The 23029-nt window shown below is 66.2% G+C and carries 20 protein-coding genes; 11 read left to right on the top strand and 9 right to left on the bottom strand.

Annotated features, from left to right (window positions below; genetic code table 11):
- The 5 genes from SE91_RS06720 to SE91_RS06705 all read right to left on the bottom strand — a co-directional run.
- Window positions 1–1513 (bottom strand): HAMP domain-containing protein (locus SE91_RS06720; RefSeq protein ID WP_061847020.1); only part of this gene is annotated, 1513 nt, incomplete at its 3' end.
- A gap of 256 nt (window positions 1514–1769) precedes the next feature.
- A complete protein-coding gene (locus SE91_RS06715) occupies window positions 1770–4316 on the bottom strand; it encodes an HWE histidine kinase domain-containing protein (RefSeq protein WP_061847019.1) in 2547 nt (848 codons plus the stop codon).
- On the bottom strand, window positions 4313–4969 hold the full coding sequence (locus SE91_RS06710) for a biliverdin-producing heme oxygenase (protein ID WP_349540735.1): 657 nt from the start codon (window positions 4967–4969) through the stop codon (window positions 4313–4315). Before SE91_RS06710 ends, SE91_RS06715 begins: the two co-directional genes overlap by 4 nt.
- 30 nt (window positions 4970–4999) lie before the next feature.
- Window positions 5000–5167, bottom strand: a complete 168-nt coding sequence (locus tag SE91_RS35095; protein WP_082813903.1) for a YjiS-like domain-containing protein — start codon at window positions 5165–5167, stop codon at window positions 5000–5002.
- A 50-nt stretch (window positions 5168–5217) separates the two neighbouring features.
- A complete protein-coding gene (locus SE91_RS06705; RefSeq protein ID WP_061851017.1) occupies window positions 5218–5661 on the bottom strand; it encodes a nuclear transport factor 2 family protein in 444 nt (147 codons plus the stop codon).
- Window positions 5662–5751: 90 nt separating this feature from the next.
- Here SE91_RS06705 and SE91_RS06700 point away from each other — a divergent pair, with 90 nt between their 5' ends.
- Window positions 5752–6675, top strand: coding sequence for a LysR family transcriptional regulator (locus SE91_RS06700; RefSeq protein ID WP_061847017.1), 924 nt, complete (start codon window positions 5752–5754; stop codon window positions 6673–6675).
- A 101-nt stretch (window positions 6676–6776) separates the two neighbouring features.
- Here SE91_RS06700 and SE91_RS06695 read toward each other — a convergent pair whose 3' ends face one another.
- Window positions 6777–7397, bottom strand: a complete 621-nt coding sequence (locus SE91_RS06695; RefSeq protein ID WP_061851016.1) for a glutathione S-transferase family protein — start codon at window positions 7395–7397, stop codon at window positions 6777–6779.
- A 128-nt stretch (window positions 7398–7525) separates the two neighbouring features.
- On the opposite strand from SE91_RS06695, the gene SE91_RS06690 reads away from it, so the two are divergent.
- Window positions 7526–8806, top strand: coding sequence for a flavin-dependent oxidoreductase (locus SE91_RS06690; protein ID WP_061847016.1), 1281 nt, complete (start codon window positions 7526–7528; stop codon window positions 8804–8806).
- A 214-nt stretch (window positions 8807–9020) separates the two neighbouring features.
- Here SE91_RS06690 and SE91_RS06685 read toward each other — a convergent pair whose 3' ends face one another.
- On the bottom strand, window positions 9021–9440 hold the full coding sequence (locus SE91_RS06685; protein ID WP_061847015.1) for a PaaI family thioesterase: 420 nt from the start codon (window positions 9438–9440) through the stop codon (window positions 9021–9023).
- 247 nt (window positions 9441–9687) lie between these two features.
- On the opposite strand from SE91_RS06685, the gene SE91_RS06680 reads away from it, so the two are divergent.
- Complete coding sequence (locus SE91_RS06680) at window positions 9688–11436, top strand: sensor domain-containing diguanylate cyclase (RefSeq protein ID WP_061847014.1); 1749 nt, start codon at window positions 9688–9690, stop codon at window positions 11434–11436.
- 4 nt (window positions 11437–11440) lie between these two features.
- Here SE91_RS06680 and mutY read toward each other — a convergent pair whose 3' ends face one another.
- Window positions 11441–12556 (bottom strand): A/G-specific adenine glycosylase, encoded by a 1116-nt coding sequence (mutY, locus tag SE91_RS06675; protein ID WP_061847013.1) that lies wholly within the window; start codon window positions 12554–12556, stop codon window positions 11441–11443.
- 160 nt (window positions 12557–12716) lie between these two features.
- Here mutY and SE91_RS06670 point away from each other — a divergent pair, with 160 nt between their 5' ends.
- The 8 genes from SE91_RS06670 to SE91_RS06635 all read left to right on the top strand — a co-directional run bounded on the left by SE91_RS06670 (window position 12717) and on the right by SE91_RS06635 (window position 22421).
- Entirely contained in the window at window positions 12717–13208 is a 492-nt protein-coding gene (locus SE91_RS06670; protein WP_008565099.1) for a DUF721 domain-containing protein, read from the top strand.
- 138 nt (window positions 13209–13346) lie between these two features.
- On the top strand, window positions 13347–14003 hold the full coding sequence (locus tag SE91_RS06665) for a DsbA family protein (protein WP_008565102.1): 657 nt from the start codon (window positions 13347–13349) through the stop codon (window positions 14001–14003).
- A 217-nt stretch (window positions 14004–14220) separates the two neighbouring features.
- A complete protein-coding gene (smc, locus tag SE91_RS06660; protein WP_061847012.1) occupies window positions 14221–17685 on the top strand; it encodes a chromosome segregation protein SMC in 3465 nt (1154 codons plus the stop codon).
- Window positions 17686–17797: 112 nt separating this feature from the next.
- Window positions 17798–18775: a small ribosomal subunit Rsm22 family protein gene (locus SE91_RS06655; protein WP_061847011.1), complete on the top strand. Its 978-nt coding sequence runs from the start codon at window positions 17798–17800 to the stop codon at window positions 18773–18775.
- A 138-nt stretch (window positions 18776–18913) separates the two neighbouring features.
- The gene (locus tag SE91_RS06650) at window positions 18914–19474 is read left to right on the top strand and encodes a LemA family protein (RefSeq protein WP_061847010.1); all 561 of its coding nucleotides are present in this window, start codon (window positions 18914–18916) and stop codon (window positions 19472–19474) included.
- A gap of 34 nt (window positions 19475–19508) precedes the next feature.
- Window positions 19509–20720: a M48 family metallopeptidase gene (locus SE91_RS06645; RefSeq protein WP_061847009.1), complete on the top strand. Its 1212-nt coding sequence runs from the start codon at window positions 19509–19511 to the stop codon at window positions 20718–20720.
- A gap of 219 nt (window positions 20721–20939) precedes the next feature.
- Window positions 20940–21692 carry a P-loop NTPase family protein gene (locus tag SE91_RS06640; RefSeq protein WP_008565118.1) on the top strand — a complete coding sequence of 251 codons (753 nt, stop codon included), beginning with the start codon at window positions 20940–20942 and terminating at the stop codon, window positions 21690–21692.
- A 60-nt stretch (window positions 21693–21752) separates the two neighbouring features.
- Window positions 21753–22421, top strand: a complete 669-nt coding sequence (locus tag SE91_RS06635; RefSeq protein WP_061847008.1) for a hypothetical protein — start codon at window positions 21753–21755, stop codon at window positions 22419–22421.
- Window positions 22422–22455: 34 nt separating this feature from the next.
- On the opposite strand, the gene SE91_RS06630 is transcribed toward SE91_RS06635, so the two are convergent.
- Window positions 22456–22995, bottom strand: coding sequence for an adenine phosphoribosyltransferase (locus SE91_RS06630; RefSeq protein ID WP_025038155.1), 540 nt, complete (start codon window positions 22993–22995; stop codon window positions 22456–22458).
- Window positions 22996–23029 lie beyond the last annotated feature (34 nt).

The following is a 23029-nucleotide window of genomic DNA, read 5'->3' as shown; positions in this document are numbered from 1 at the left end:
CGACGTCGCCGATCCGCGCCGCTGCCTTGGAGAGCTCGCCGACGCGGTCATTGGTCCTGCTGGCCTGGCCGACGGCCTCGCCGGCGATCCGGGCGGATTCCTGCACCTGACGGGCGATCTCGCCGACCGAGGAGGACAACTCCTCGGTGGCCGAGGCGACCGCCTGCACGTTGGCGGTGGCTTCCTGCGATGCGGAGGCCACCTCGGTCGACAGATCCTGGGCGCGCGAGGCGGTCGTGGTCAGCGTGCCGGCCGAGGCCTCGAGCTCGTTCGATGCCGACGACACGGTATTGACGATCTCGCCGACGGCCTGCTCGAACTGGTCGGCAAGCCTGACCATGTCCTGCTTACGGGTCTCGGCCTGCCGCGCCTCGAGCTCGCTCTGCTCGGCGCGCATGCGCTCGGTGTCGATCATGTTGTCCTTGAACACCTGGATCGCCTTGGCCATGTCGCCGATCTCGTCGGCCTTGCCGCGCCCGGGAATCTCGACCGCAAGATTGCCGCCGGCCAGCTGCCCCATCGCGCGCGTCATCGAGGCCAGGGGCCCGACGATGCTGCGGGCGATCAGGAAGGCGACGATGCCGCCGAACAGGATGGCGAGACCGCCTGCGACTTCCTGAACGGTCGTCGTGCCCGCGATCACGGCCTCGGCGTGGCTGCGCGAGTCCTGATAGTCTTTCTTCAGCGTCGCTTCCGCGGCCTTGAGCCTGGCGATGCTGTCGACGATCAGCGGGGCGAGGCTCTTGTGATAGATCTCGTCGGCCTGAAGCATCGCAGCCGAGGTCGTCTCGAACGCGGACTTGTAGATTCCGAGCGAGGTCTTCACGGGCGCGAGCGTGGCGCGCAACTCCGTCGCTTGAGGGCTCTTTTCCAGCGCCGAGAGCCGTTGTGCCGCCCTGTCCACACTCGCCCTGAAGTTGGCCGGCCCCTGCGCATCGCGCAAGGCCAGAAAACGCCAGTTCGCGATCCGGACCAGGAGGACCCTGGATTCGAGGTCCGCGACCAGGGCCGCGGTGTCTTCATCGACGGCGGCGCGCGCCGTATCGGCCAGCTTGCTCATCTTGGCCGCCAGCTCTTCCCCGCCCGGCAGCAGAGACGCCTTGCCCGTCCTCGCTTCATTGACGGCGTCGGAGAGATTGTCGCGCAGGCGCCGCATCTTGGCGATGTCGTCGATGAGGCCGTTGTAGAGCTTCTTCCGCTCCTCCGAGAGCGCGCCTTTCGCCGCGACCTGCAACAGCTCGGTCGCCGCGGCTTCCCGCTCCTGGGCTTCCTTCATGGCGGACTCATTGGCGTCATAGACGTAGCGCAGATTGGCGCGCTGGATCGCCTGCAGATGGGTCGAGATCTCCAGCACGCGCGCCGTGCTGTCCGACAGCGCGGATTGTCTTGCAACCTGATCCTGCACCGCCCGCAAATTCCAGACGGCAACCACCGCCATCACCAGACCGACCGCCACGAGGGCCATGAAGCCTGCGTACAGGCGTCCCCTGATCCGCAAACGAAACTTCGCCATTCCCACTGTCCACCCAGATGCATGTCACTTCGAGCGGCCGAACGATTCCGGCGATGTCGCGGCCACCCCGGCAGCCTCACATCGCGTCGATGCGACTCACGCTGCACCGCGGCACAATGGGGGACACTCGTTAATTGAACCTTCAAATTGTTCGCGCGCGCAGGACCGCCCCGCACAAAACGTGCTGATTTTATCGGCAGCCGTGCACAGCCGAGCAGAAATCCGCAGCGCCATGCAGAGTTCGGCCCACGAAGGTTTACCCGGCGCTAACCTGCTGCAATTTCCCGAGCGCGTTCTCGACCACTTCCAGCGTGTAGGGCTTCTGGACCACCGGCACCGAGGCCAGCTCCGCCGGAAGCGGCGCGCGCTCGCCATAGCCGGTCGCGAACATGAAGGGCACGCCGATCTCCTTCAGCTTGTGCGCCACCTTGATGCTGCTCTCGCTGCCGAGGTTGAGATCGAGCAGGGCAAAGCTCGGCCGGGTGCGCTCGATCGAGCGCAGCGCCTGATCGACAGTCGCGGCGGTGTCGACGTGACGGGCGCCGAGGTCGAGCAGGATGACCTCGGCGGCCATCGCGATGATCAGGTTGTCCTCGACGATCAGGGCCGTCTCGGAAATCCTGGGCTTGGCGGATTTGTGCTCTTCAATGCGCATGGCGGCTCCCGCGATGGACGGCAATAGCTGGACGAAATTGGGGGGAATGACGAATTTCGCGTGCACACCCAGAAGGTCGAAGCGGATTTCGGCATCGCCCTTGAGATCGAACGGCACCGACCGCTCGATGATCGTCGTGCCGAAGCCGCGCCGCGAGGGCGGCTGCACCGGCGGACCGCCGCTCTCCTTCCATTCGATGACGAGGCTGGAAGACGGATCGAGGCGCCAGACCACTTCGACATTGCCGGTGGAATCGGCAAGCGCGCCGTATTTGGCGGAGTTGGTCATCATCTCGTGCACGACGAGCGCCAGCGTCGCGAAAGCCTTGGGATCGAGCGCCACGTCGGGGCCGCCCATCTTCACGCGGTCGGCGCGCGAGCCGAGATAGGCGCCCGCCTCGGATTCGACCAGGGTGCGCAGCGCCACCGGTGCCCAATTGAGGTTGGTGATCTGGTCATGCGCGCGCGCCAGTGCCTGGATACGGCCGCCGAGAACGCTGGCGAATTCCTCGATGCTGGTCGCGGTGTCCTTGCTCTGCGCCACTAGCGCGCGGACGAGGCTCAGGATGTTGCGGACCCGATGATTGAGCTCGGCAATCATCAGTTCCTGCCGCTCCTGCGCGCCGCGCCGCTCACGCGCGGCGAGGTCGGACAGTTGCAGGATCACCTCGAGCAGGGTGACGCGCAGGCTCTCGGCGATGCGAATGTCGGCGACCGACCACGGCTTCGATTGGCCCGCCACGGTCTCCTGCCACAGTTCGAAGCTTCTGCGCGGCGTCAGCCGGGGACCGTTGGGGCCCTCGTCATAGACCTTGTCGGGAGCACCGGCCCAGTTGACCGAGCGCATCACCTCTCGGCGGAAGAAGATCAGGCAATCGCGCGGCGTGCGCGAGATCGGGATGGCGAGAAAGCCGGCGGCGCGGTCGCGGAAGGCCTCACCGGCGGCGTAGACCTTGGCGATCTCGGCGCTGGCGAAGATCCGGCCCGGCGAGGTGCGGTTGATGAAGGCGACGAGGTCCTTCACCTCGTCCTCCGTCGGCGTCTCACCCTCGCATGCAATCCTGTCGTCGGACCAGACCGCGACGCCGTCGCACGCGATCATCTTGCGATAGTCGCCGAGAAAATCGACGATCGCGCGCCGGCTGTGCTCGTGCGAGGCTGCGATCTCAATCAGCCGCTCCTGCACCTGGTGCGCGCGGGCCTCATAGGCGACGTCGCCCTCGCGCTCGCGCCCTTCGACGATCCAGGAGAACATCTGGCCGAACAGCTCGGACGCCGTACGCTTGTCGAACGAGATGTAACGCGGCGAATAATGATGGCAGGCGAACAGGCCCCACAGCTTACCGTCGCGCAGGATCGACACCGACATCGAGGCGGCGACGCCCATGTTGCGGAGGTATTCGATGTGGATCGGCGACACCGAACGCAGCACGCTCATCGAGAGGTCGAGCAGTCCGGCATTGTGCGTGGCCGTCGACACCAGCGCGGCCGGCCGGGTATTGACGTCGGCGATGATGCGCAGCCAGTTGCGCTGGTAGAGCGCGCGGGCCTGCCGCGGGATGTCCGAAGCCGGATAACGCAGGCCGAAGAACGATTCGAGCCCGGCCTCCGCCGTCTCCGCGATGACCTCGCCCGATCCGTCCGGGTGAAACTGGTAGACCATCACCCGGTCGAAGCCGGTCAGCACCTTGAGCTGGCGCGCCGCCTCGCGGGCGAGATCGGTCATGCCGCGCGTCTTGCGGATGCGCTCCAGCATCAGGCGCACGAGCTCGCCGGAATTGACGCCGGGCTCGTTGACGCTGGGCTCGGCTTCCACCACGAGATAGGCGCCGGAGAAATGGATCGACAGATCGTAGAGCGGCTTGCCGGCCTGGAGCTCGACACCGAACAGACGCTCGGTCGCGTCCGGCCCTGCGAGATGATCGACACGGTTGCGGATCGTCTCGACGGCCGCTTCCGAGATCACGCTCGATAACGGCCGCTGCAACAGATCGGCGACGTCGGCCCCGAGGAAGCTGCCGGCATTGTCTGAGGCCATGCAGATCGTGAAGTCCGAGAGCACCGCGAGCAGGAAGCCGAAGGGCTGCACACTGCCGGGAATGTGGATCGGCTCGCGATCGCAATTGGTGAGATTGACGGCTTCGTTCATGCCCGGTCCGCCGCCCGCTCGAACGCCGCGAAGGCCGCGCGCGCCGCTTCGATCACCTCATCTTCGTCGCTGACCTCTTCGCTTTGCAGCTTCGACAGCAAGCTCTGCCACAGCCGCTTGCCCGCGCCATGGCTCAGATAGCTGGTCGCCTCCGTGATGCGCGGGTCGGCGGCGTCGGCGACCTCCTTCAGCAGGAACTTGGCTCCGAGCCGGGAGCCTTCCAGCACATACATGGTGCCGAGCATGCCGCCAGGCGTCAGCGGCGGCACGGACACGGTGGGTTGCGCGGCACTGCCGAGCCGTCCGAGATCGGCCGCGATCGCGGCGCTACGCGACCGCTCCGGCCAATCCGGAAACATGCTGGCGACGCCTGCCTCGACGAGCGCCGCTTCAAGCGGAAGTAGCGCGCCGGCGCTGGCTTGAAGAAAGCGACGATAGCCCGCCACGACGGTGAGATCGAACGATGAAAGCTGCGCATCGAGCTCCCGGTGCGCAGCCGCAGTCGTATCTCTCAGTCGCTCACGGAGTCCTGGGAAGCTGCGGCCCACCCGTGTCGAAACGTCCGAAGCCCCAACCAGCATGAAATTCCCAAACGCGCGCGATGCCGGGGGCGCAATTGCCCCGGAAGCGAAGGAAACGCCGGCGGAACCCAAAAGGTTCCGCCGGACCGGCCACCTCCCTCGTCATTTCCTCCGCCGGGGCTTATGCAGCTCGTACGCGATCTCCGCCCGGGTCATCCCAAAGTCCAGAAGCTCCCGCTCGGTCATGGCGGCGAGCTGATACCGAGCCCGGGACCGCTCGCGCCTGATACGGACGGTCCCGGCCAGCGCCTGCCAGGCGCGCACGAGCATCGACATCTGTGCAGGATGAGATCGGTCGGCGGACTCTGCATGCGATCCACTCAGCTCGCAGGCCTCAGCAGTGCCTGCGGAAAAGGACCGAGCGCCTTCTCGGTCAGGATCGAGTCGCAATATTCCCGGATTTCCTTGATCTTGCCGTCCTCCAGGCGAAACACGAGACAATAGTCGTTGTCGTAGCGCACGCCCGCGGGGGTGACGTTGTCGCCCTTGGCCTCCACCACGACGATGTCGCCGTCGGCAATGAAGCGGTGGGCGACGGTACGCGTGCGGTCGCGCAGGCGTGTGCGGACGTAGCCGTGCAGATCGTTGAGGATCGCCTCCTTGCCGGCAAAGGTGCGCGACCAGGAATACTGCCCGGTCACGATCCATTGGGCGTCATCGGCGAGGCTTGCGGTGAACAGCGCGCGGTCGCGCGCGGCGGGATCAGGGTTGGCGGCCGCGGCAAAGATATCCTGCAGCAGTTTCTTGTTGGCGCTCGCGCTCATGGCGGCATCTCCTTGTGTGACAACGCCGAGATGATCGCCGGGCAAATGGCATTCTTCAAATCGATATAGAATATGATATCTATTCACTTCATGAATTTGAATTCGCTTGACCTCAATCTGTTGACCGCCCTCGACGCCTTGCTGCGCGAGGCCAATGTCAGCCGCGCCGCCATGCGCATCGGCCTGTCTCAGCCGGCGACGAGCCACGCGCTCCAGCGCCTGCGTGACATCTTCGGCGATCCGCTCCTGGTGCGCACCGGCGCACGGATGGAGCTGACGCCGCGAGCGCTGGCCCTGCGCGTGCCGCTGGCGCAGGCGCTCGACCAGGTGCGCGGACTGTTCGTGCCGGAGGATTTCGACGCGGCGCGCAGCGAGCGGCAATTCCGCCTGATGATGCCGGATCTCGCGGTCGAGCTGTTGATGCCGCCCTTGATGGAGAAGGTGACGCGGGCCGCCCCCAACGTCCGCATCGACGTGGTGCCGTGGCGCGGATCGGCGATCTTCCATGCCGAATTCGCCCGCACCATCGACCTCGTGATCTCGATCGGCAACGCCTTCAAGGGTTTCCACCGCCAGCTGCTCTATACCGACAGCGACGCGCTGGCCGTGCGCCGCGGCCATCCGATCGGCGCGAAGCTGAAGCGGCGGGAGACGTTCCTGGCCGCGCGCCATGTCGGCGTGATCATTCGCGGCAGCAATGAGGATCTGATCGACCCCTGGCTGCGCACCAAGGGGATCGAGCGGCACATCGCCCTGGTGGTGTCAGGCTATCTCGAAGCGCTGCACGTCACTGCCCGCACCGATCTCGTCGCCTTCGTGCCGCGCCGGCTGATCGCAGCGCTGTCGAAGCAGCTCGGTCTGGTCACGGTGACGCCGCCGCTCGACCCGGGGATCGACGAGCAGTTCATGTTCCATCCGACCCGCGCGCAGATGGACCCGGGCTCGATCTGGCTGAGAAGGCTGATGCTGGAGACGGGACGGGAGTTGGAGCAAGCCAAGCGCAAGCTCCCGTAGGGTGGGCAAAGCGAAGCGTGCCCACCACTTGTGCGGCAATCTTGGAAGCATGGTGGGCACGGCGCTGCGCGCCTTTGCCCACCCTACAAGAGCTTTGCTCCCTACGCCTTCTGCGCTTCCATCACCTTGCGGACCGCGGGCCGGTCCGACATGCGCTTGAAATGGTCGGCGATCTTCGGCGTGGCATTGATGTCGACGCTGTCGCCTTCGAGCCAGGTCGAGAGCGTGTAGAGATAGGGATCGCAGATCGTGAACTGCTCGCCCATCACCCAAGGTCCCCTGAACATCTTCTGCTCCATCAGGGAGAAGCAGGCGGCCATGGTCTGCGGGACCTTCGCTTTCATGTCGGCGAACGAGCTTTCCTGCGTCGCCCAGCGCGCGCCGCGCATCTTGTGGGCGTGATTGATGTGCACGGTCGAGCAGAGATAGGAATTGAACGACTGCACCTGGGCGAAATCGAAGGGATCGTCGAGCGGCGCGAGCTTCGCGTTGGGGAAGACTTGCGCGAGGTAAGCCAGCATCGCCGGCGTCTCGGTCAGGACGCCGCGATCGGTCACCAGCGCCGGGACGCGGCCCTTCGGGTTGATGGCGAGATAGGCCGGGCTGTTCTGCTGGTTGTCCTTGAAGCTCAGCCGTTCGGCCGTGTAGTCGGCGCCGGCCTCCTCCAGGGTGATGTAGGTGGCGAGCGCGCAGGTGCCGGTGGCGTAGTAGAGCTTGAGCATGTCGGACCTCATGGGAAAGCCGGAAAATAACGGCTGTCGCCCCCGAGGTCCATAGCACGAAATCCTCTTCGCAGTTGCCCACCGCCGCCCGCCTGTGCGAAGACGCCTCCAATCGGAGGGGCATTCTCATGACCGTACTCATCGCCGGTGGCGGCATCGGCGGATTGACGCTTGCGCTCAGCCTGCACGGGATCGGCGTTCCCGCAAAAGTGTTCGAGAGCGTCGCGGAATTGAAGCCGCTCGGCGTCGGTATCAACGTGCTGCCACATGCGGTGCGCGAGCTGATCGAGCTCGGCCTGATGGAGAAGCTGGACGCCAGCGGCGTGCGGACGCGCGAGCTCGCCTATTTCTCCAAGCACGGCAAGCCGATCTGGAGCGAACCGCGGGGCCTCGAAGCCGGCTACAAATGGCCGCAATTCTCGATCCATCGCGGCACGCTCCAGCAGCTCCTGCTCGACACTGCCGTCGAGCGGCTCGGCCGCGAGAACATCCTCACCAGCCATCACCTCACCGGCTGGACCGAGATCGCCGACGGCGTGCGCGCCGACTTCATCGACAGGGCGACCGGCAAGGCCGCAGGGAGCTACGACGGCGCGATCCTGATTGCCGCCGACGGCATCCATTCCGCCGCGCGAGAAAAGCTCTATCCCGGCGAAGGCCCGCCGATCTGGAACGGCCGCATCCTCTGGCGCGGCGTCACGCCGGCGAAGGCGTTCCTCACAGGCCGCACCATGATCATGGCCGGCCACGAGATCTTGAAGTTCGTCTGCTATCCGATTTCGAAGGCGCCGGACGAAGCGGGCAATCACCTGATCAACTGGGTCGCCGAGCGCCATATGCCGCCGACCTATCAATGGCGGCGTGAAGACTATAACCGCACCGCGCGCCTCGAGGAGTTTCTGCCCTGGTTCGAAAGCTGGCGGTTCGACTGGCTCGACGTGCCCGGCCTGATCAGGAACTGCCCGCATGCCTATGAATATCCGCTGGTCGACCGCGATCCGTTGTCGCAATGGACGTTCGGCAAGGTCACGCTGATGGGCGATGCCGCGCACCCCATGTATCCGATCGGCTCGAACGGCGCCTCGCAGGCGATCCTCGATGCCCGCACCATCACGCGCGAGATTTTGGCGCATGGACCCACCCAAGCCGCGCTACTCGCCTATGAAGCCGAGCGGCGGCCCGCGACCACCGACCTCGTCCTGCTCAACCGCAAGAACGGTCCGGAGCAGGTGATGCAGCTGGTCGAGGAGCGCGCGCCCGATGGCTACGACGTTGTCACCGACGTGCTGTCCCAGCAGGAGCTGGAAGACATCGCCGCCAACTACAAGCGCGTCGCGGGATTCCAGGTGGAAGCGCTGAATGCGAAGCCGGCGATTGTAAGCAGGGACGCAAGGCGGGTCGGGGCATGATGCGCTAGCTGAGAGCGAGGTGCGCATGAATGCACCCTCGCCCCTCGCGGGAGAGGGCAGCGAAGGTGGCGGACGCGAACTTGCTCGGGTGAGAGTCTCGGCGCGTTCATCTCGTCATCTGGGTTCGTGGAGAGGAATTCCTCATCCAGCGCTTCGCGCCACCTTCCCACAAGGGGAGCAGGAAGAAGTAGCGCGCGGCTAGCGCTACGCTCTCTTACTTCACCACCCTCGCCGCTTCCAGCAACCGCTCGCTGGCGCTTGCCGTCGCCAGCACGGTGCCGTCCTCCGCCATCAGCTTACCCTCGACGAACGCGATCGTCTTGCCGAGCTGCGTCACCCTGGCCTCGCCGATGATCGGCCCTGGCTTGGCAGGACTGAGGAAGTTCACAGTCATGCTGATGGTGGTGGTGTAGAGCCGGCCCTCGCTCATCACCAGCACCGCCGGGCCCATCGTGTCGTCGAGCATCGCCGAGAGCATGCCGCCCTGGATGAAACCTGCGGGGTTGCAAAACTCCGGCTTGCCTTCGAAGCCGAGCCTGATCCAGCCCGCCTGCGGGCGCGCATCGAGGAGGCGCCAGCCCAGCAGCTCGGCGCAGGGCGGCCTTGGAAAGTTGTCGAGCGCTGTTTTGACCATGCGAACCTCCGTTGCCCATCATGGGTAGTCCAGGGCTGCTGACAACCTGGTGTCAGCAACCATCATCCCGCATCGCGGCAGGTGAAGACCTGCACGTTCCGGCGAGACCCGCGGCTTCCGCGCAAATTAAGGTCATTTCAACCAAACGGCTTCACGGCCGATTCAACACATTGCCAAGGGAATCCCTGGCGGTAAGCGGTTGGAAGTTACCGCATGGGACAAGTCACCGTGACACCGGAGCTTTCCCATGCGCGCGCTGTTGCACCAGGCCAAGAACCGCCTGCACGCAATTGAAGACCACCTGACGGTACGGACGCAGATCGCCGCTGCCGTGGCGGCCTTGTCGATCGTCCTCGTTGGCACCCTCGCTGCCGGCGCCGCGCTCATCAGCTATCGAAATACGGCGACCCTCATCGAGAGCAGTCTGACGCAGATCGCCTCCACAACTTCGGGCCGCCTCGACCGCTTCATGGCGACGCGCCAGCAGGAAATCAAGCTGTTCGCGGAGCTGCAACCGATGCAGCCGCTATGGCAGGGCGATCCGGCCGCGCTGCGCAGCGCGCTCGAAGCTCTCCAGCGCTCCTTTTCCGACTTCGCATGGATCGGCTTTGCCGATGCCGAAGGCAACGTCGTCGCAGCAACCGGCGGCCTGCTGCAAGGCAAGTCCGTGGCAGCGCGGCCGTGGTTCAGGCAGGGCCTGAAGAGCGTCGCCATTGGCGACGTGCATGAGGCTCTCCTGCTCGCCTCCCTGCTGACGCAGCGCGCCAACAACGAACCCTATCGCTTCGTCGACATCGCCGTTCCCGTGCACGACGCCGCGGGCAAGCTGCTTGGCGTGCTCGGCGGACATCTCGACTGGAATTGGGCCAGCAACCTGATCAAGGACGCCGAAGCCACTGATGGCAGCGCCAAGACGCAGCTGTCTATACTCAGCAAGGGCGGTATGGTCCTGGTCGGACCAAAGCAGGAGACCGTCCGCTATGGCGGCGAGGACCTCGCCGGCATTCTGAAGACCCGCGTCGGCACCTTCCGCGAGACCGCGGACGAGCAGCAGATGCTGACCGCATTCCACGTCGGCACGGGTTACCGCGATTATCAGGGACTGAACTGGATCGTCACCGCGAGCCAGCCGGCGAGTGTGGCGCTCGCGGCCGCGATCTCGTCGGCGTACACGATCCTGGCCATCGGTGCCGTGACGGCACTGACAGGACTGTCCCTGGCCATCCTGGTCTCGCGCCGGATCGCCGGTCCGATCATCGCCATCACCGGGGAAGCCGACCGTATCGGTCGCGCCCACGGCCCCACCATGCTGGCGCGGCAGAGCGGCTCGGCCGAGGTCGTGCAGCTCTCGCGCGCGCTGCGCTCGCTGCTCCGCCGCATCGGCCTTGCCGAAGAGCGTACGAAGGAGGCCGAGCTGCGCGCCACCGAAAACGCGATGCAGCTTCAGGAGGACATGCTGAAGCTGCGCCAGCTCGCCGACACCGACTTCATGACCGGTCTGATGAACCGCCGGTCCTTCCTCGCCGTCGCCGACGACGCGGTCGCGTTCTGCCGCCGCTACAAGCGCAACATGGCGACGCTGATGATCGACATCGATCATTTCAAGAGGATCAACGACACCCATGGCCATGCTGCCGGCGACGACGCCATCAAGCGCGTCGCCGAGATCGTCAGCCAGTCGATCCGGACCACCGACAAGGCCGCCAGGTTCGGCGGCGAGGAGTTCGTGGTGCTGCTGCGCGAGATCGACCAGGAGACCGCCGTGCTGCTCGCCGATCGCATCAGGACCTCGATCGAGAGCGCGACGGTGCGCCACGGCAACATTGTCATTCCCCTCACGGTCTCGATCGGGCTCGCGCTGTTCGACGAGAGCGACCGCGACGTGCAGGACGTCATCGAGCGCGCCGACCAGGGCCTCTATGTCGCCAAGAAGACCGGCCGCAACCGCACGTTCCTGATGCCGGCGGAAGACCAGCGCGCCGCCCGCGCCGCCTGAAGGTTCAATCGAGCGCGTGCGCGATCACCTTGCGCATGACATTGGGCAGTGCTTCGCCGGCGAGCGTTGCGATCGGCACCCAGCGCATGCCTTCGGGCGCACGGGCGCGGGCGTCTACCTTCGCCGTGTAGACCACCAGCTCCAGCGGGAAATGCGTGAAGACGTGGGTGACGACGCCCACCTTGCGCTGCCAGCGGGACAGCCCATTCAATTCCGGCGCTTGCAGCTTCGCCGCCGCATCGTCTTGACCGGCGAGCCAGTCTGAGCCGGGCACTTCGGTCATGCCGCCGAGCAGGCCCTTTTCCGGCCTCGAGCGGACAAGCAGCTCATCGCCGCGGGTGACGACGAAGGCGGCGCCACGCCTGAGCGTTCCGCTCTTCTTCGGCGCCTTGCGCGGAAACGTCTCCTGCATCCCTTGCGCGCGCGCCGTACAGTCCTCGTTCAACGGACACAGCGAGCAGGCCGGCTTCTTCGGCGTGCAGATCGAGGCGCCCAGATCCATCAGCGCCTGCGCGCTGTCGCCGGCGCGGGACTTTTCGTCGCCGGCGCGGGAGTCTGCCAGCAGCGTTGCGGCCAGTTGTTGTATCCGCGGCTTGGCCTGCGGCAGCTCCTCCTCGACCGCGAACAGGCGCGACACCACGCGTTCGATGTTGCCGTCGACCGGCATGGTGCGGCGATCGAACGCGATCGCGGCGATCGCCGCCGCGGTGTACGGCCCGATGCCGGGCAGCGCACGCAGGCCGTCTTCGGTATCGGGAAAGACGCCGCCATGCTCGCACGTCACCGCGACCGCGCAGGCATGGAGGTTGCGCGCCCGCGAGTAATAGCCGAGCCCGGCCCACATCCGCAGCACGTCATCCTGCGAAGCCTTGCCGAGCGCCGTGACATCCGGCCAGCGCGCCACGAATTTTTCGAAATACGGACCGACCGCCTTCACCGTGGTCTGCTGCAGCATGATCTCCGACAGCCAGACGCGGTAAGGGTCCGAGGCCTCGCCGGGCGCGGCGCGCCAGGGCAGACGACGGCGGTGGCGGTCGTACCAGGCGAGCAGCAAGGTGGGGCGGGTCGAAACGACCGCCTCAAATGGTTCCGGCTTCGTCTTAAGGGATTTCGAGCTCATGTCTGACTGTAGCGATGACGCGCCGATCTCTCCACGTCATGCCCGCGCTCGTCGCGGGCATCCACGTCTTTCTTCGCAGGAAGAACGTGGATGGCCGGGACAAGCCCGGCCATGACGACTAGGAACCTGCCGGTTGCACGCGGTGATGCTATAAGCCCCCATGTCCAAATTTCCTCCCAAGCCCGGTCCCATCAGCGCTAAGCCGCTGTCGCTCCTGCTCGACGACGTCTTTGCCGAGGCCTACGCCAAGCAGGGCTTTGCCGCGCGCGAGTTGGTGACGCGGTGGGCGCAGATCGCCGGGCCGGAGATCGCGGCCCATGCCGAGCCGCTGAAGATGCAATGGCCGCGGCCGGTGGAGGGACAGCCGCAGGAGCCGGCGACGCTGGTGCTGCGGGTCGAGGGGCCGATGGCGCTGGAGATTCAGCACTCCGCCGACGTGATCCTGGAGCGGGTCAACCGTTTCTTCGGCTGGAGTGCGGTCGGCAAGCTGGCCTTCCGGCAAGCGCCCCTGTCGCGGCCCCGGGCCCGGAAGCGGCCCGGCCCGCCGGACGCTCAATCGGTGGCCAAGGTGGCGGAGAGCCTGGGCGATATCGAAGATGAACAGCTGAAGACGGCGCTGGCCCGCCTCGGGGCGGCCATCAAGCGAAATTGAGCCTCATTCGGCGGCTAATCTGGACCTGTCCTGGCCGCTCGCCATTGCCTCAATCGACGTTTCAAGCTAGCGACAGGCCGCCCGGGTGGAACTTGATGGACTCCTGGGCCGATAATTTTGCCAATTCGGGAGCCGACCGTGATCATCACCCGCCGCGCCTTCACCATGATGCTGTCGCTGACCGGGCTTGCCGCGCTGGCCGGGCTCTCGCCGCTGCGGTTCGTGTCCGAGGCCATGGCGCAGGCTGCCGCCGATGTGGCCAAGCCGGTGTCGCTGCCTGACATGGCGCTCGGCCCGAACGACGCCGCCGTCACCATCACCGAATACGCTTCGATGACCTGCCCGCATTGCGCCGCCTTCAACGAGCAGGTGTTCCCCAAGATCAAGAAGGAATACATCGACACCGGCAAGGTGCGTTACATCTTCCGCGAGTTCCCGCTCGACATCAAAGCCGCCGCCGGCTCGATGCTGTCGCGCTGCATCGCCAATGGCGACGCCTCGAAATACTTCGCGGTGACCGACATGCTCTTCCGCCAGCAAAACGACTGGGTGCTGAAGAACACCACCGAGACGCTGACGCGGATCGGCAAGCAGGCCGGCCTCACCCAGCAGCAGGTCGAAGCCTGCCTGAAGGATCAGGCGCTGCTCGACAAGATCGCCGCCGACCAGAAATATGCCAGCGACGTTCTCAAGGTGGATTCGACGCCGACCTTCTTCATCAACGGCGAGAAGATCAAGGGCGAGACCTCGTTCGAGGATTTCGCCAAGAAGATCAATCCGCTGCTCAAGAGCTGATTCGCAACGCGACAAACCTGATTCGCGCATCGAGAGCCGTATCATCCCGGCATAAATCCCTTGGGAAAAGCAGCTTTCGCCGGTTGCCCTCGCGGCGCACCGCGGCCATTGTCCAGCCGCACGAGCCGCTTTGCGCGACTCGCCCAGACAGCGACATTGCCTTCCATGGTATTGTCCCGGCAGGGGGATTCGCGCCTGCCAACAGAGATGCGTGCTTATGAAAATCACCCGCCTGCGCCTTCACGGTTTCAAGTCCTTCGTTGAGCCCACGGACTTCGTCATCGAGCCCGGCCTGACCGGCGTGGTCGGCCCGAACGGTTGCGGCAAGTCGAATCTCGTCGAGGCGCTGCGCTGGGCGATGGGTGAGACCTCATACAAGTCGCTGCGCGCCGCCGACATGGACGCGGTGATCTTCGCCGGCTCCGGCAACCGTCCGGCGCGCAACCACGCCGAAGTGACGATGACGATCGACAACGCCGATCGCACCGCGCCGGCGGCGATGAACGACAGCCAGCTTCTCGAAATCTCCCGCCGCATCGAGCGCGAGGCCGGCTCGGTCTATCGCATCAACGGCCGCGACGTGCGCGCACGCGACGTGCAGATCCTGTTCGCGGATGCCGCCACCGGCGCGCGTTCGCCCGCTCTCGTCCACCAGGGCAAGATCGGCGAGATCATCCAGGCCAAGCCCGAGCAGCGCCGCCGCGTGCTGGAAGACGCCGCCGGCGTCGCCGGTCTGCACGCCCGCCGCCACGAGGCCGAGCTGCGGCTGAAGGCGGCCGAAACCAACCTCACCCGCGTCGAGGACGTGATCGGCCAGCTCTCCGGCCAGATGGAAGGCCTGAAGAAGCAGGCCCGCCAGGCCGTGCGCTACCGCGAGGTCGCGGCCAAAGTCCGCAAGGCCGAAGCCACGCTGTTCCATCTGCGCTGGATCGGCGCCCATGCCGACGTCAACGAGTCCGGCCAGACCCATGACATCGCCGTGCGCGAAATGGCCGAGCGCACCCAGCACCAGGCCGAGGCTGCCCGCATCCAGGCCATCCGCGCCGCCGAAATGCCGGCGCTGCGCGATGCCGAAGCGCGTGCCGCGGCCGGGCTGCAGCGCCTGACCAACGCCCGCGAACTGCTCGACCGCGAGGAAGAGCGCGCCAAGGAGCGCGTCGCCGAGCTCGAGCGTCGTCTCGCCCAGTTCGAGGGCGACATCTCGCGCGCCCAGCAGCAGACCATGGACGCCGACGTCGCGCTGCAACGGCTCGACACCGAGGACGCCGAGCTGAAGGAAGAGATCAAGTCGCGCGTCGAGAAGCGCTCCGGCGTTGACGAGCGCGTCGCGGAAGCCGAGGCGGTGCTGACCGAGACCGAGCAGCGCTTCGCCGAGCTCACCACTGCACTCGCCGACCTCACCGCCAAGCGCAACCAGTTAGAGGCCAACGTCCGCACCCATCGCGACAAGCTCGCCCGGCTCGACCAGGAGATCGCGAACGTCGCCGCGGAGGAGCAGAAGCTTGCGGCCGAGACCGGCGGCTTCGGCGATCTCGACGAGCTGACCGCGACGGTCGAGACCGCCGAGCAGACGCTCGCTGCTTCGGAAGCCGCGGCGCAGGCGAGCGAAGCCGCCCACGTCGCCGCGCGCCAGACGCTGGAATCCTCGCGCTCGCCGCTGGTCGAAGCCGACAAGCGCGCACAGCGGCTCGAAACCGAGGCGCGCACGATCTCCAAGATTCTCAACGGCGAGACCAAGAACCTGTGGCCGCCGATCATCGACGGCATCACCGTCGACAAGGGATTTGAAAAGGCGATCGGCGCCGCGCTCGGCGACGATCTCGACGCGCCTGTCGATCCGTCGGCGCCGATGCGCTGGACCAATGCCGGCGTCACCGACGGCGATCCCGAGCTGCCTGAAGGCGTCACCCCGCTCGCCAATCACGTGCAGGCGCCGGCCGAGCTGGCCCGCCGCCTCGCGCAGATCGGCGTCGTGCCGCGCGAACGCGGCGCTGAGCTCGTCTCGCAGCTCAAGACCGGCCAGCGGCTGGTCTCGCCCGAAGGCGACGTCTGGCGCTGGGACGGTTTCGTTGCCGCGGCTCACGCGCCGACCGGCGCCGCGCGGCGGCTGGCCGAGCGCGCCCGCCTCGTCGACATCGAGAACGAGCTGGAGCAGGCCCGCATCGACGCGCAGATCAAGCGCCAGGCGCTGGAGAATGCCGAGTCCGAGCTGCAGATGGCCGCCAGCACCGAAGGCGCCAGCCGCGAAGCCTGGCGCGCCGCGCAGCGCGAGCTGAACATCGCGCGGGAGCGTCATGCCAATGCCGAGCGCGAGATCAGCCGCCATGCCGCGCGCAAGGCGACGCTGTCGGAAGCGCACAGCCGTCTCGCCGCCGACCGCGCCGAGGCCGAGGCCGCCTACGAATACGCCCAGGCCGGCATCGGCGAGTTGCCGTCGAGCGAGGACACCGAGACCCGTCTCGCTGCCGTCCGCAGCGACATCGAGGGTCATCGCCGCATGGCCGCCCAGGTCCGCGCCGAGGCCCAGGCGCTGGCGCGCGAGGCAGAGCTGGCCGACCGCCGCGTGCAGGCGATCCTCGCCGAACGTACCGAGTGGGCGAACCGCAAGGAGAGCGCGGCCTCCCACATCGACACCATCCAGGCCCGCATCGCCGAACTCACGATCGAGCGCAGCGAGCTCGAGAACGCGCCGGCCGTGTTCGCCGAGAAGCGCAGCGCGCTGATCACCGAGATCGAATACGCCGAGAACGACCGCCGGATGGCCGCCGACGCGCTCGCCACCGCGGAGACCGCGATGGCGGAGACCGACCGCGTCGCAAAGCTGACGCTGGAGGCGCTCTCCAGCTCCCGCGAGGCGACTGCTCGCGCCGAGGAGCGCATGGAAGGCGCGCGGCGCCGGCTCGAGGACATCGAGCGTGAGATCCGCGACATGCTCGAGGTCGAGCCGCAGGCCGTGGCGGGCCTCGCCGAGCTCGAGCCCGGCGCGGAGCTGCCTCCGCTGCACGACATCGAGGAGGACCTCGAAAGGATGCGCCGCGACCGCGAGCGCCTCGGTGCCGTCAATCTGCGCGCCGAGGAAGAGCTGCGCGAGGTCGAGACCCAGCACACCGGCCTCGTCACCGAGCGCGACGACCTGGTCGAGGCCATCAAGCGGCTGCGCCAGGGCATCCAGAGCCTCAACAAGGAAGCGCGCGAGCGGCTCTTGACCTCGTTCGAGGTCGTCAACAACCACTTCAAGCGCCTTTTCGTCGAGCTGTTCGGCGGCGGCGAGGCCGCGCTGCACCTGATCGAGAGCGACGACCCGCTGGAAGCCGGTCTTGAAATCATCGCCAAGCCGCCGGGCAAGAAGCCGCAGACGCTGTCGCTGCTCTCGGGCGGCGAGCAGGCGCTGACCGCGATGGCGCTGATCTTCGCGGTGTTCTTGACGAACCCCTCACCGATCTGCGTGCTGGACGAAGTCGACGCGCCGCTCGACGACCACAACGTCGAACGGTACTGCAACCTCCTGCACGAGATGACCGGCTCGACCGACACGCGCTTCATCATCATCACGCACAACCCGATCACGATGGCGCGAATGAACCGTCTGTTCGGCGTCACCATGGCCGAGCGCGGCGTCTCGCAGCTGGTCTCGGTGAGCCTCGCCGAGGCCGTGGACATCCTCGACCAGAACGTGGCTTGATATCGCCAGCGTCATTCCGGGGTTCGCGAAGCGAGAACCCGGAATCCCGCGCGACAATCTCTGGATCCCGGGTTCGCGACTTCGTCGCGCCCCGGGATGACGGTGAGCGAAGATGATCTCACCCACCCTCCCCGCCGAACTGAAAGCGGCCCTCGACGGCAAGCTCCAGGGCTTTTCGCGCATCGACGCCGCCCAGCGATCACAGAAAATCTCGACCGCCTATCGCGCCGGCGGCACCTCCGGCACGATCAAGTCGGACGCCGACGCGCTCGCTTACGCGCTGGCGCGCATGCCGGCGACCTACGCAGCCGTGGCGGCAAGCCTGAACGCGCTGACCGAGATCGCACCCGACCTTGCCCCGGAGACGCTACTCGACGTCGGTGCAGGCCCGGGCACCGCGAGCTGGGCCGCCGCGGAGGCGTTTCCGTCGCTGCACGACTTCACCCTGCTCGACGCCAATGCCACTTTGAGCCGGCTCGCGCTTGAATTGGCGCGCGACAGCACGCGACTGGCGGAGTGCCGCTATCTGCCTGGTGACGCCGGTGCGAACCTCGCGGAGGTCTCACAAGCCGATCTCGTCATTGCCAGCTACGTCATCGGCGAGCTCAGTGAGGCCGACCAGCGCGCGCTGACGGAGGCGATGTGGGCGAAGGCGCGCCACGCGCTCGTGGTGATCGAGCCCGGCACACCCGCCGGCTATGCGCGCATCCTCGCCCTGCGTCAGCAACTGATCGCGGCTGGCGCCTACGTCGCCGCGCCCTGCCCGCACGAAAGGCCCTGCCCGCTCAGCGCGCCCGACTGGTGCCATTTCTCCCAGCGGCTGCCGCGCTCCCAGGCGCATCGGCAGATCAAGGGCGCCGAGGTGCCGTTCGAGGACGAGCGTTTCATCTACGTCGCCCTGACCCGGACGCCGCCCTCCGCGCGCGTCGCGCGCGTGCTGGCGCCGCCGGATGTCGGCAAGGCCGAGATCGCGGCGAAGCTCTGCACGGAAAGCGGTGTCGCGCTGACGAAAGTCCCACGGCGCGACAAGGCCGCCTATGCGAGTGCCCGCCGCTGGCGCTGGGGTGAGGCGGTTGTTGCCGAAAGTTAACCTCGTTCAGGGCTTTCGCCTTGAACTCCGATGGCTCTTCGCCAGACCAAATCCTACCTCCCCTCCGCGACGGGCTCTCGTTCGGCGTTAATTTGGTCTACGCTGGCGCCCGCCTTCTTCCCTCTTCAGGAGTTCTCCATGTCGACCGGCTGGATCGTTCTCGGCGTCATCGTCGTCCTCGCGCTGTTCGCCTTCAGCGCCTACAACCGCCTGGTGGCGCTGAGCCAGCGGGTCGGCCAGGCCTTTGCCGACACCGACGTCCAGCTCAAGCAGCGTCACGATCTGATCCCGAACCTGGTCGAGACCGTGAAGGGCTACGCCTCGCATGAGCGCGGCACGCTCGACGACGTCATCAAGGCGCGCAACTCGGCGATGTCGGCCCAGGGACCGGCGCAGGTGTCCGCGGCCGAGAACCAGCTCTCCGGCGCGCTCGGGCGGCTGATCGCGTTGTCGGAAGCCTATCCCGACCTCAAGGCCAACGCCAATTTCCAGCAGCTCGCATCCGAGCTCTCCGACCTCGAGAACAAGATCGCGGCCAGCCGCCGCTTCTTCAACAACGCGGTCCAGGAATACAACACCGGCATCCAGCAGCTGCCCGCCGCCTTGTTCGCCGGCATGTTCGGCTTCACCAAAAAGGACTTCTTCGATCTCGGCGCCAGCCGCGCCGAGGTCGAGACGGTGCCGCAGGTGAAGTTCTGATCTCGAGCCGATAGGCCGGCAGGACACCCGCGTCATGGCCGCGTATGGTCTCTACACGCACATCGCCTCGAACAAGTTTCGTTCGATGCTGCTGCTCGCCGGCCTGTTCATGCTCGTTTACGTGCTGGTCTATGCCGGCGCGCTGGTCGCCGAGGTCGTCATCAACGGCAATGGGACCGTCGCCTACTACCTGAGCCGCGCCTTCGCCGACCTGCTCAAGGCCGCGCCCTTCGCCACCGTTGTGGCGATCGCCTGGATCGCGATCGCCTATTTCTTCCACCAGTCGATGATCGATGCCGTGACCGGCGGCCACGGTGTCACCCGGCAGGAAGAACCACGGCTCTACAATCTGCTCGAAAACCTCTGCATCTCGCGCGGCATCACCATGCCGAAGCTGAAGATCATGGAGAGCCCGGCGCTGAACGCGTTCGCGACCGGCCTCAATCCGCGGCAATATTCCATCACCGTCACCACCGGCCTCCTCGATGCGCTCAACGACAAGGAGATCGAGGCGGTGCTGGGCCACGAGCTGACCCACATCAGGAACGGCGACGTGCAGTTGATGGTGGTCGCCGTCATCATCGCCGGTGTGGTCGGCTTCTTCGGCGAAATGTTCTTCCGCCTGTTCACCAATCTCAACTGGAGCTCCGGCTCGGGCGGCTCGTGGTCCTCGGGCTCGTCCTCGTCGCCGCGGTCATCCTCTTCGTCGAGCGACAGCAAGAGCTCCGGCGGCGGCGCGGTGATCGTCATCATCATCGCGGTCGTGCTGATCGTACTGGCCTGGCTGCTGTCGCAGGTGGTCAAGCTCGCGCTGTCGCGTTCGCGCGAATACCTCGCCGATGCCGGCTCGGTCGAGCTGACGAAAGACCCCGATGCGATGATCTCGGCGCTGCGCAAGATCGAGGGCCGCGGCGAGCTGCCGGGCGCCACTTCGGCGGTGATGGAGCTCTGCGTCGACAATCCCCGCGAGGGTTTCGCCGATCTTTTTGCGACTCACCCCTCGGTGCCGTCCCGGATCGACGCGCTGGTCAAGTTTGGCGGCGGCCATGATCCCGGCCCGCTGCCGGACGTCGCGGATAACACCAATCAGCCCGAGGCACAGGCGGATCCGCAGGGCGAGCCGCCGCCTCTGCGCCATGGCCCGTGGGACGATGCCGGAAGCCCGGTCAATCCACCGGCGGTGCCCGCGCCAGGCACTTCAGGAACTCCGGCCGGCAATCCGATGGGGCCCTGGGGCCGCCACTGAACCGGCGCGATTGGCCGCGATTGCGTCAGGTTTCCCCGCGACCGGGAAAAACCTCGGGAATTGGCCCAACGATGTGCCGAGGAATTGAATTCTCCCTTGTTTCTGCCATGTTCGCGCCCAACAGCAGACTTGGGACATCCTTGGGGCATCCTTGGGACATCGATTTGGGGCCCGGCCGATTGCGACCTCGCGATCGGGGGCGCGCGTTAGGGGACAGCAATGGCAAAGCCGGCAGTGGTTGTGGTGGGCGCGGACAAGGGCGGGGTCGGCAAGACCACGGTGTCGCGGACCTTGCTCGATTATTTCTCAGCCAACAACGTGCCGACGCGCGCCTTCGACACGGAGTCGCCGCGCGGAACCCTGAAGCGCTTCCACCCCGACATCACCGAGATCGTCGACATGACGACCACGGCCGACCAGATGAAGATCTTCGACACGCTCAATGCGGTCAGCCCTTCGGTCACCGTGATCGACGTCCGCGCCGGCCTGCTCTCGCCGGCCCTGGCTTCGCTGCGCGACATCGGCTTCCTCGACGCCGCCAAGGCCGGCCAGATCACCTTCGCCGTGTTCCACATCCTCGGACCCTCGATCGCCTCGCTGGAGGAAATCGCGGAAACGGCGGGCTTCATGACCGGCGCGAAATATTTCCTGGTGAAGAACTTCATCAACGACACCCAGTTCTTCCAGTGGGACCAGGCGACCTACAACTCCTATTTCCACCGCATCAAGGACGCGACCGAGCTGACCATCCCCAAGCTCAACGAAATGGCCTATGAGCAGGTCGAAGTGTCCTCCGTCCCGTTCCTGAAATTCGTCGCCAATAAGGGCATCAACGACGAGGCCGCGAACTATTCCTTCGTGCTGCGTGGTTATGTCCGGCATTGGCTGGCCAACGTCTGGAGCGAGTTCGACCGCATCCGCCTGACCGACATCGTCGGTTCGAAATCCGTCACCCGCAACAGCGAAAAATAGTTGCGAAGCCCGGGCTGATACGGCTGGATTGGGCGGTGAGTTGGCCTGATATAGCTGTCAATGCCCGCAACGCCCGTCTACATCATCTGCTCGCCCCGCCCGCAGGTCGGCAAGACCCTGCTGGCGCGGCTTTTGAGCGAATTCCTGCTGCTCAAGAACGGCAACGTCGCGGCCTTCGACGTCAATCTGAAGGAGCCGTCGCTGCTCGATTACCTGCCGAAGGTGACCGAGACCGCCGACGTCATCGACACCTACGGCAAGATGCAGCTGATGGACCGCGTCATCGTCGATGACGGTCTCGCCAAGGTGATCGATCTCGGCTTCCACGCCTTCGACGAGTTCTTCAAGATGACCGAAGAGATCGGCCTGTTGAAGGAGGCGGCGCGCCGCCATGTGGCGCCGATGATCCTGTTCGTCGCCGACACCGACCGCGCCTCGGCCCGCGCCCACGAGATGCTGCGCGGGCAGATCCCGCGCATGAACCTGGTGACGGTGGACAACGAACATGTCGTGCGCGGCGAGCTGCCGCCCGCGATGGCAGGCGGCCGGCTGTTCCGCCTGCCCGCACTGCCCGGCTTCCTGAAGACCTATATCGACCGGCTGAACTTCTCCTTCACCGGCTACCTGCGCCAGGAGAAGGACTCCTCGACCGAGCTGCACCAGTGGACGCGGCGGAACTACATCGCCTTCCGCGAGCTGGAGCTCAGCCTGATCCTGCAGCGGTCGTGATATCCGGCCGCCCGGGACAATAGTCTTCGCCCGCTCAATGCCCCTCGAACGTCATCAGCGTGCGGACTGGCACGTCCATGGCGCGCAGCTTGGCGGCGCCGCCGAGCTCGGGCAGGTCGATGATGAAGCAGGCGGCAACCACATTGGCCCCGATCTGGCGCAGCAGCTTCACCGCGCCCTCGGCGGTGCCGCCGGTGGCGATGAGGTCGTCGACCAGGATGACGCGCTCGCCGGGATGGATCGCGTCGACGTGCATCTCCATCTCGTCGATGCCGTATTCCAGCGAGTAAGCGATGCGTACCGTGGTGTGCGGCAGCTTGCCCTTCTTGCGGATCGGCACGAAGCCGGCCGAGAGCTGGTGCGCCACCGCCCCGCCGATGATGAAGCCCCGCGCTTCCATTCCGGCGACCTTGTCGATCTTGTTGCCGGCCCAGGGATTGACGAGCTCGTCGACCGCGCGGCGGAACGCCCGCGCGTCCGCAAGCAGGGTCGTGATGTCGCGGAACATGATCCCGGGCTTGGGATAGTCCGGGATGGTACGAACGCTGGCCTTGATGTCGTGATCAAAAGTCATGGTTATCTCGCGTTGGTTGTCTCCCCGTCATTGC

The organism is Bradyrhizobium sp. DOA1, from assembly GCF_001593325.1.
Lineage (GTDB): Bacteria > Pseudomonadota > Alphaproteobacteria > Rhizobiales > Xanthobacteraceae > Bradyrhizobium.
Note: the sequence above shows the minus strand (reverse complement) of the source record. Positions and strands in the feature narration are given on the sequence as shown.

Coding starts and splice junctions, on each gene's coding strand:
- SE91_RS06715 (WP_061847019.1), bottom strand. CDS start 4,316: ATGAACGAAGCCGTCAATCTCACCAATTGCGATCGCGAGCCGATCCAC.
- SE91_RS35095 (WP_082813903.1), bottom strand. CDS start 5,167: ATGCTCGTGCGCGCCTGGCAGGCGCTGGCCGGGACCGTCCGTATCAGG.
- SE91_RS06705 (WP_061851017.1), bottom strand. CDS start 5,661: ATGAGCGCGAGCGCCAACAAGAAACTGCTGCAGGATATCTTTGCCGCG.
- SE91_RS06700 (WP_061847017.1), top strand. CDS start 5,752: ATGAATTTGAATTCGCTTGACCTCAATCTGTTGACCGCCCTCGACGCC.
- SE91_RS06695 (WP_061851016.1), bottom strand. CDS start 7,397: ATGCTCAAGCTCTACTACGCCACCGGCACCTGCGCGCTCGCCACCTAC.
- SE91_RS06690 (WP_061847016.1), top strand. CDS start 7,526: ATGACCGTACTCATCGCCGGTGGCGGCATCGGCGGATTGACGCTTGCG.
- SE91_RS06685 (WP_061847015.1), bottom strand. CDS start 9,440: ATGGTCAAAACAGCGCTCGACAACTTTCCAAGGCCGCCCTGCGCCGAG.
- SE91_RS06680 (WP_061847014.1), top strand. CDS start 9,688: ATGCGCGCGCTGTTGCACCAGGCCAAGAACCGCCTGCACGCAATTGAA.
- mutY (WP_061847013.1), bottom strand. CDS start 12,556: ATGAGCTCGAAATCCCTTAAGACGAAGCCGGAACCATTTGAGGCGGTC.
- SE91_RS06670 (WP_008565099.1), top strand. CDS start 12,717: ATGTCCAAATTTCCTCCCAAGCCCGGTCCCATCAGCGCTAAGCCGCTG.
- smc (WP_061847012.1), top strand. CDS start 14,221: ATGAAAATCACCCGCCTGCGCCTTCACGGTTTCAAGTCCTTCGTTGAG.
- SE91_RS06655 (WP_061847011.1), top strand. CDS start 17,798: ATGATCTCACCCACCCTCCCCGCCGAACTGAAAGCGGCCCTCGACGGC.
- SE91_RS06650 (WP_061847010.1), top strand. CDS start 18,914: ATGTCGACCGGCTGGATCGTTCTCGGCGTCATCGTCGTCCTCGCGCTG.
- SE91_RS06645 (WP_061847009.1), top strand. CDS start 19,509: ATGGCCGCGTATGGTCTCTACACGCACATCGCCTCGAACAAGTTTCGT.
- SE91_RS06640 (WP_008565118.1), top strand. CDS start 20,940: ATGGCAAAGCCGGCAGTGGTTGTGGTGGGCGCGGACAAGGGCGGGGTC.
- SE91_RS06635 (WP_061847008.1), top strand. CDS start 21,753: ATGCCCGCAACGCCCGTCTACATCATCTGCTCGCCCCGCCCGCAGGTC.
- SE91_RS06630 (WP_025038155.1), bottom strand. CDS start 22,995: ATGACTTTTGATCACGACATCAAGGCCAGCGTTCGTACCATCCCGGAC.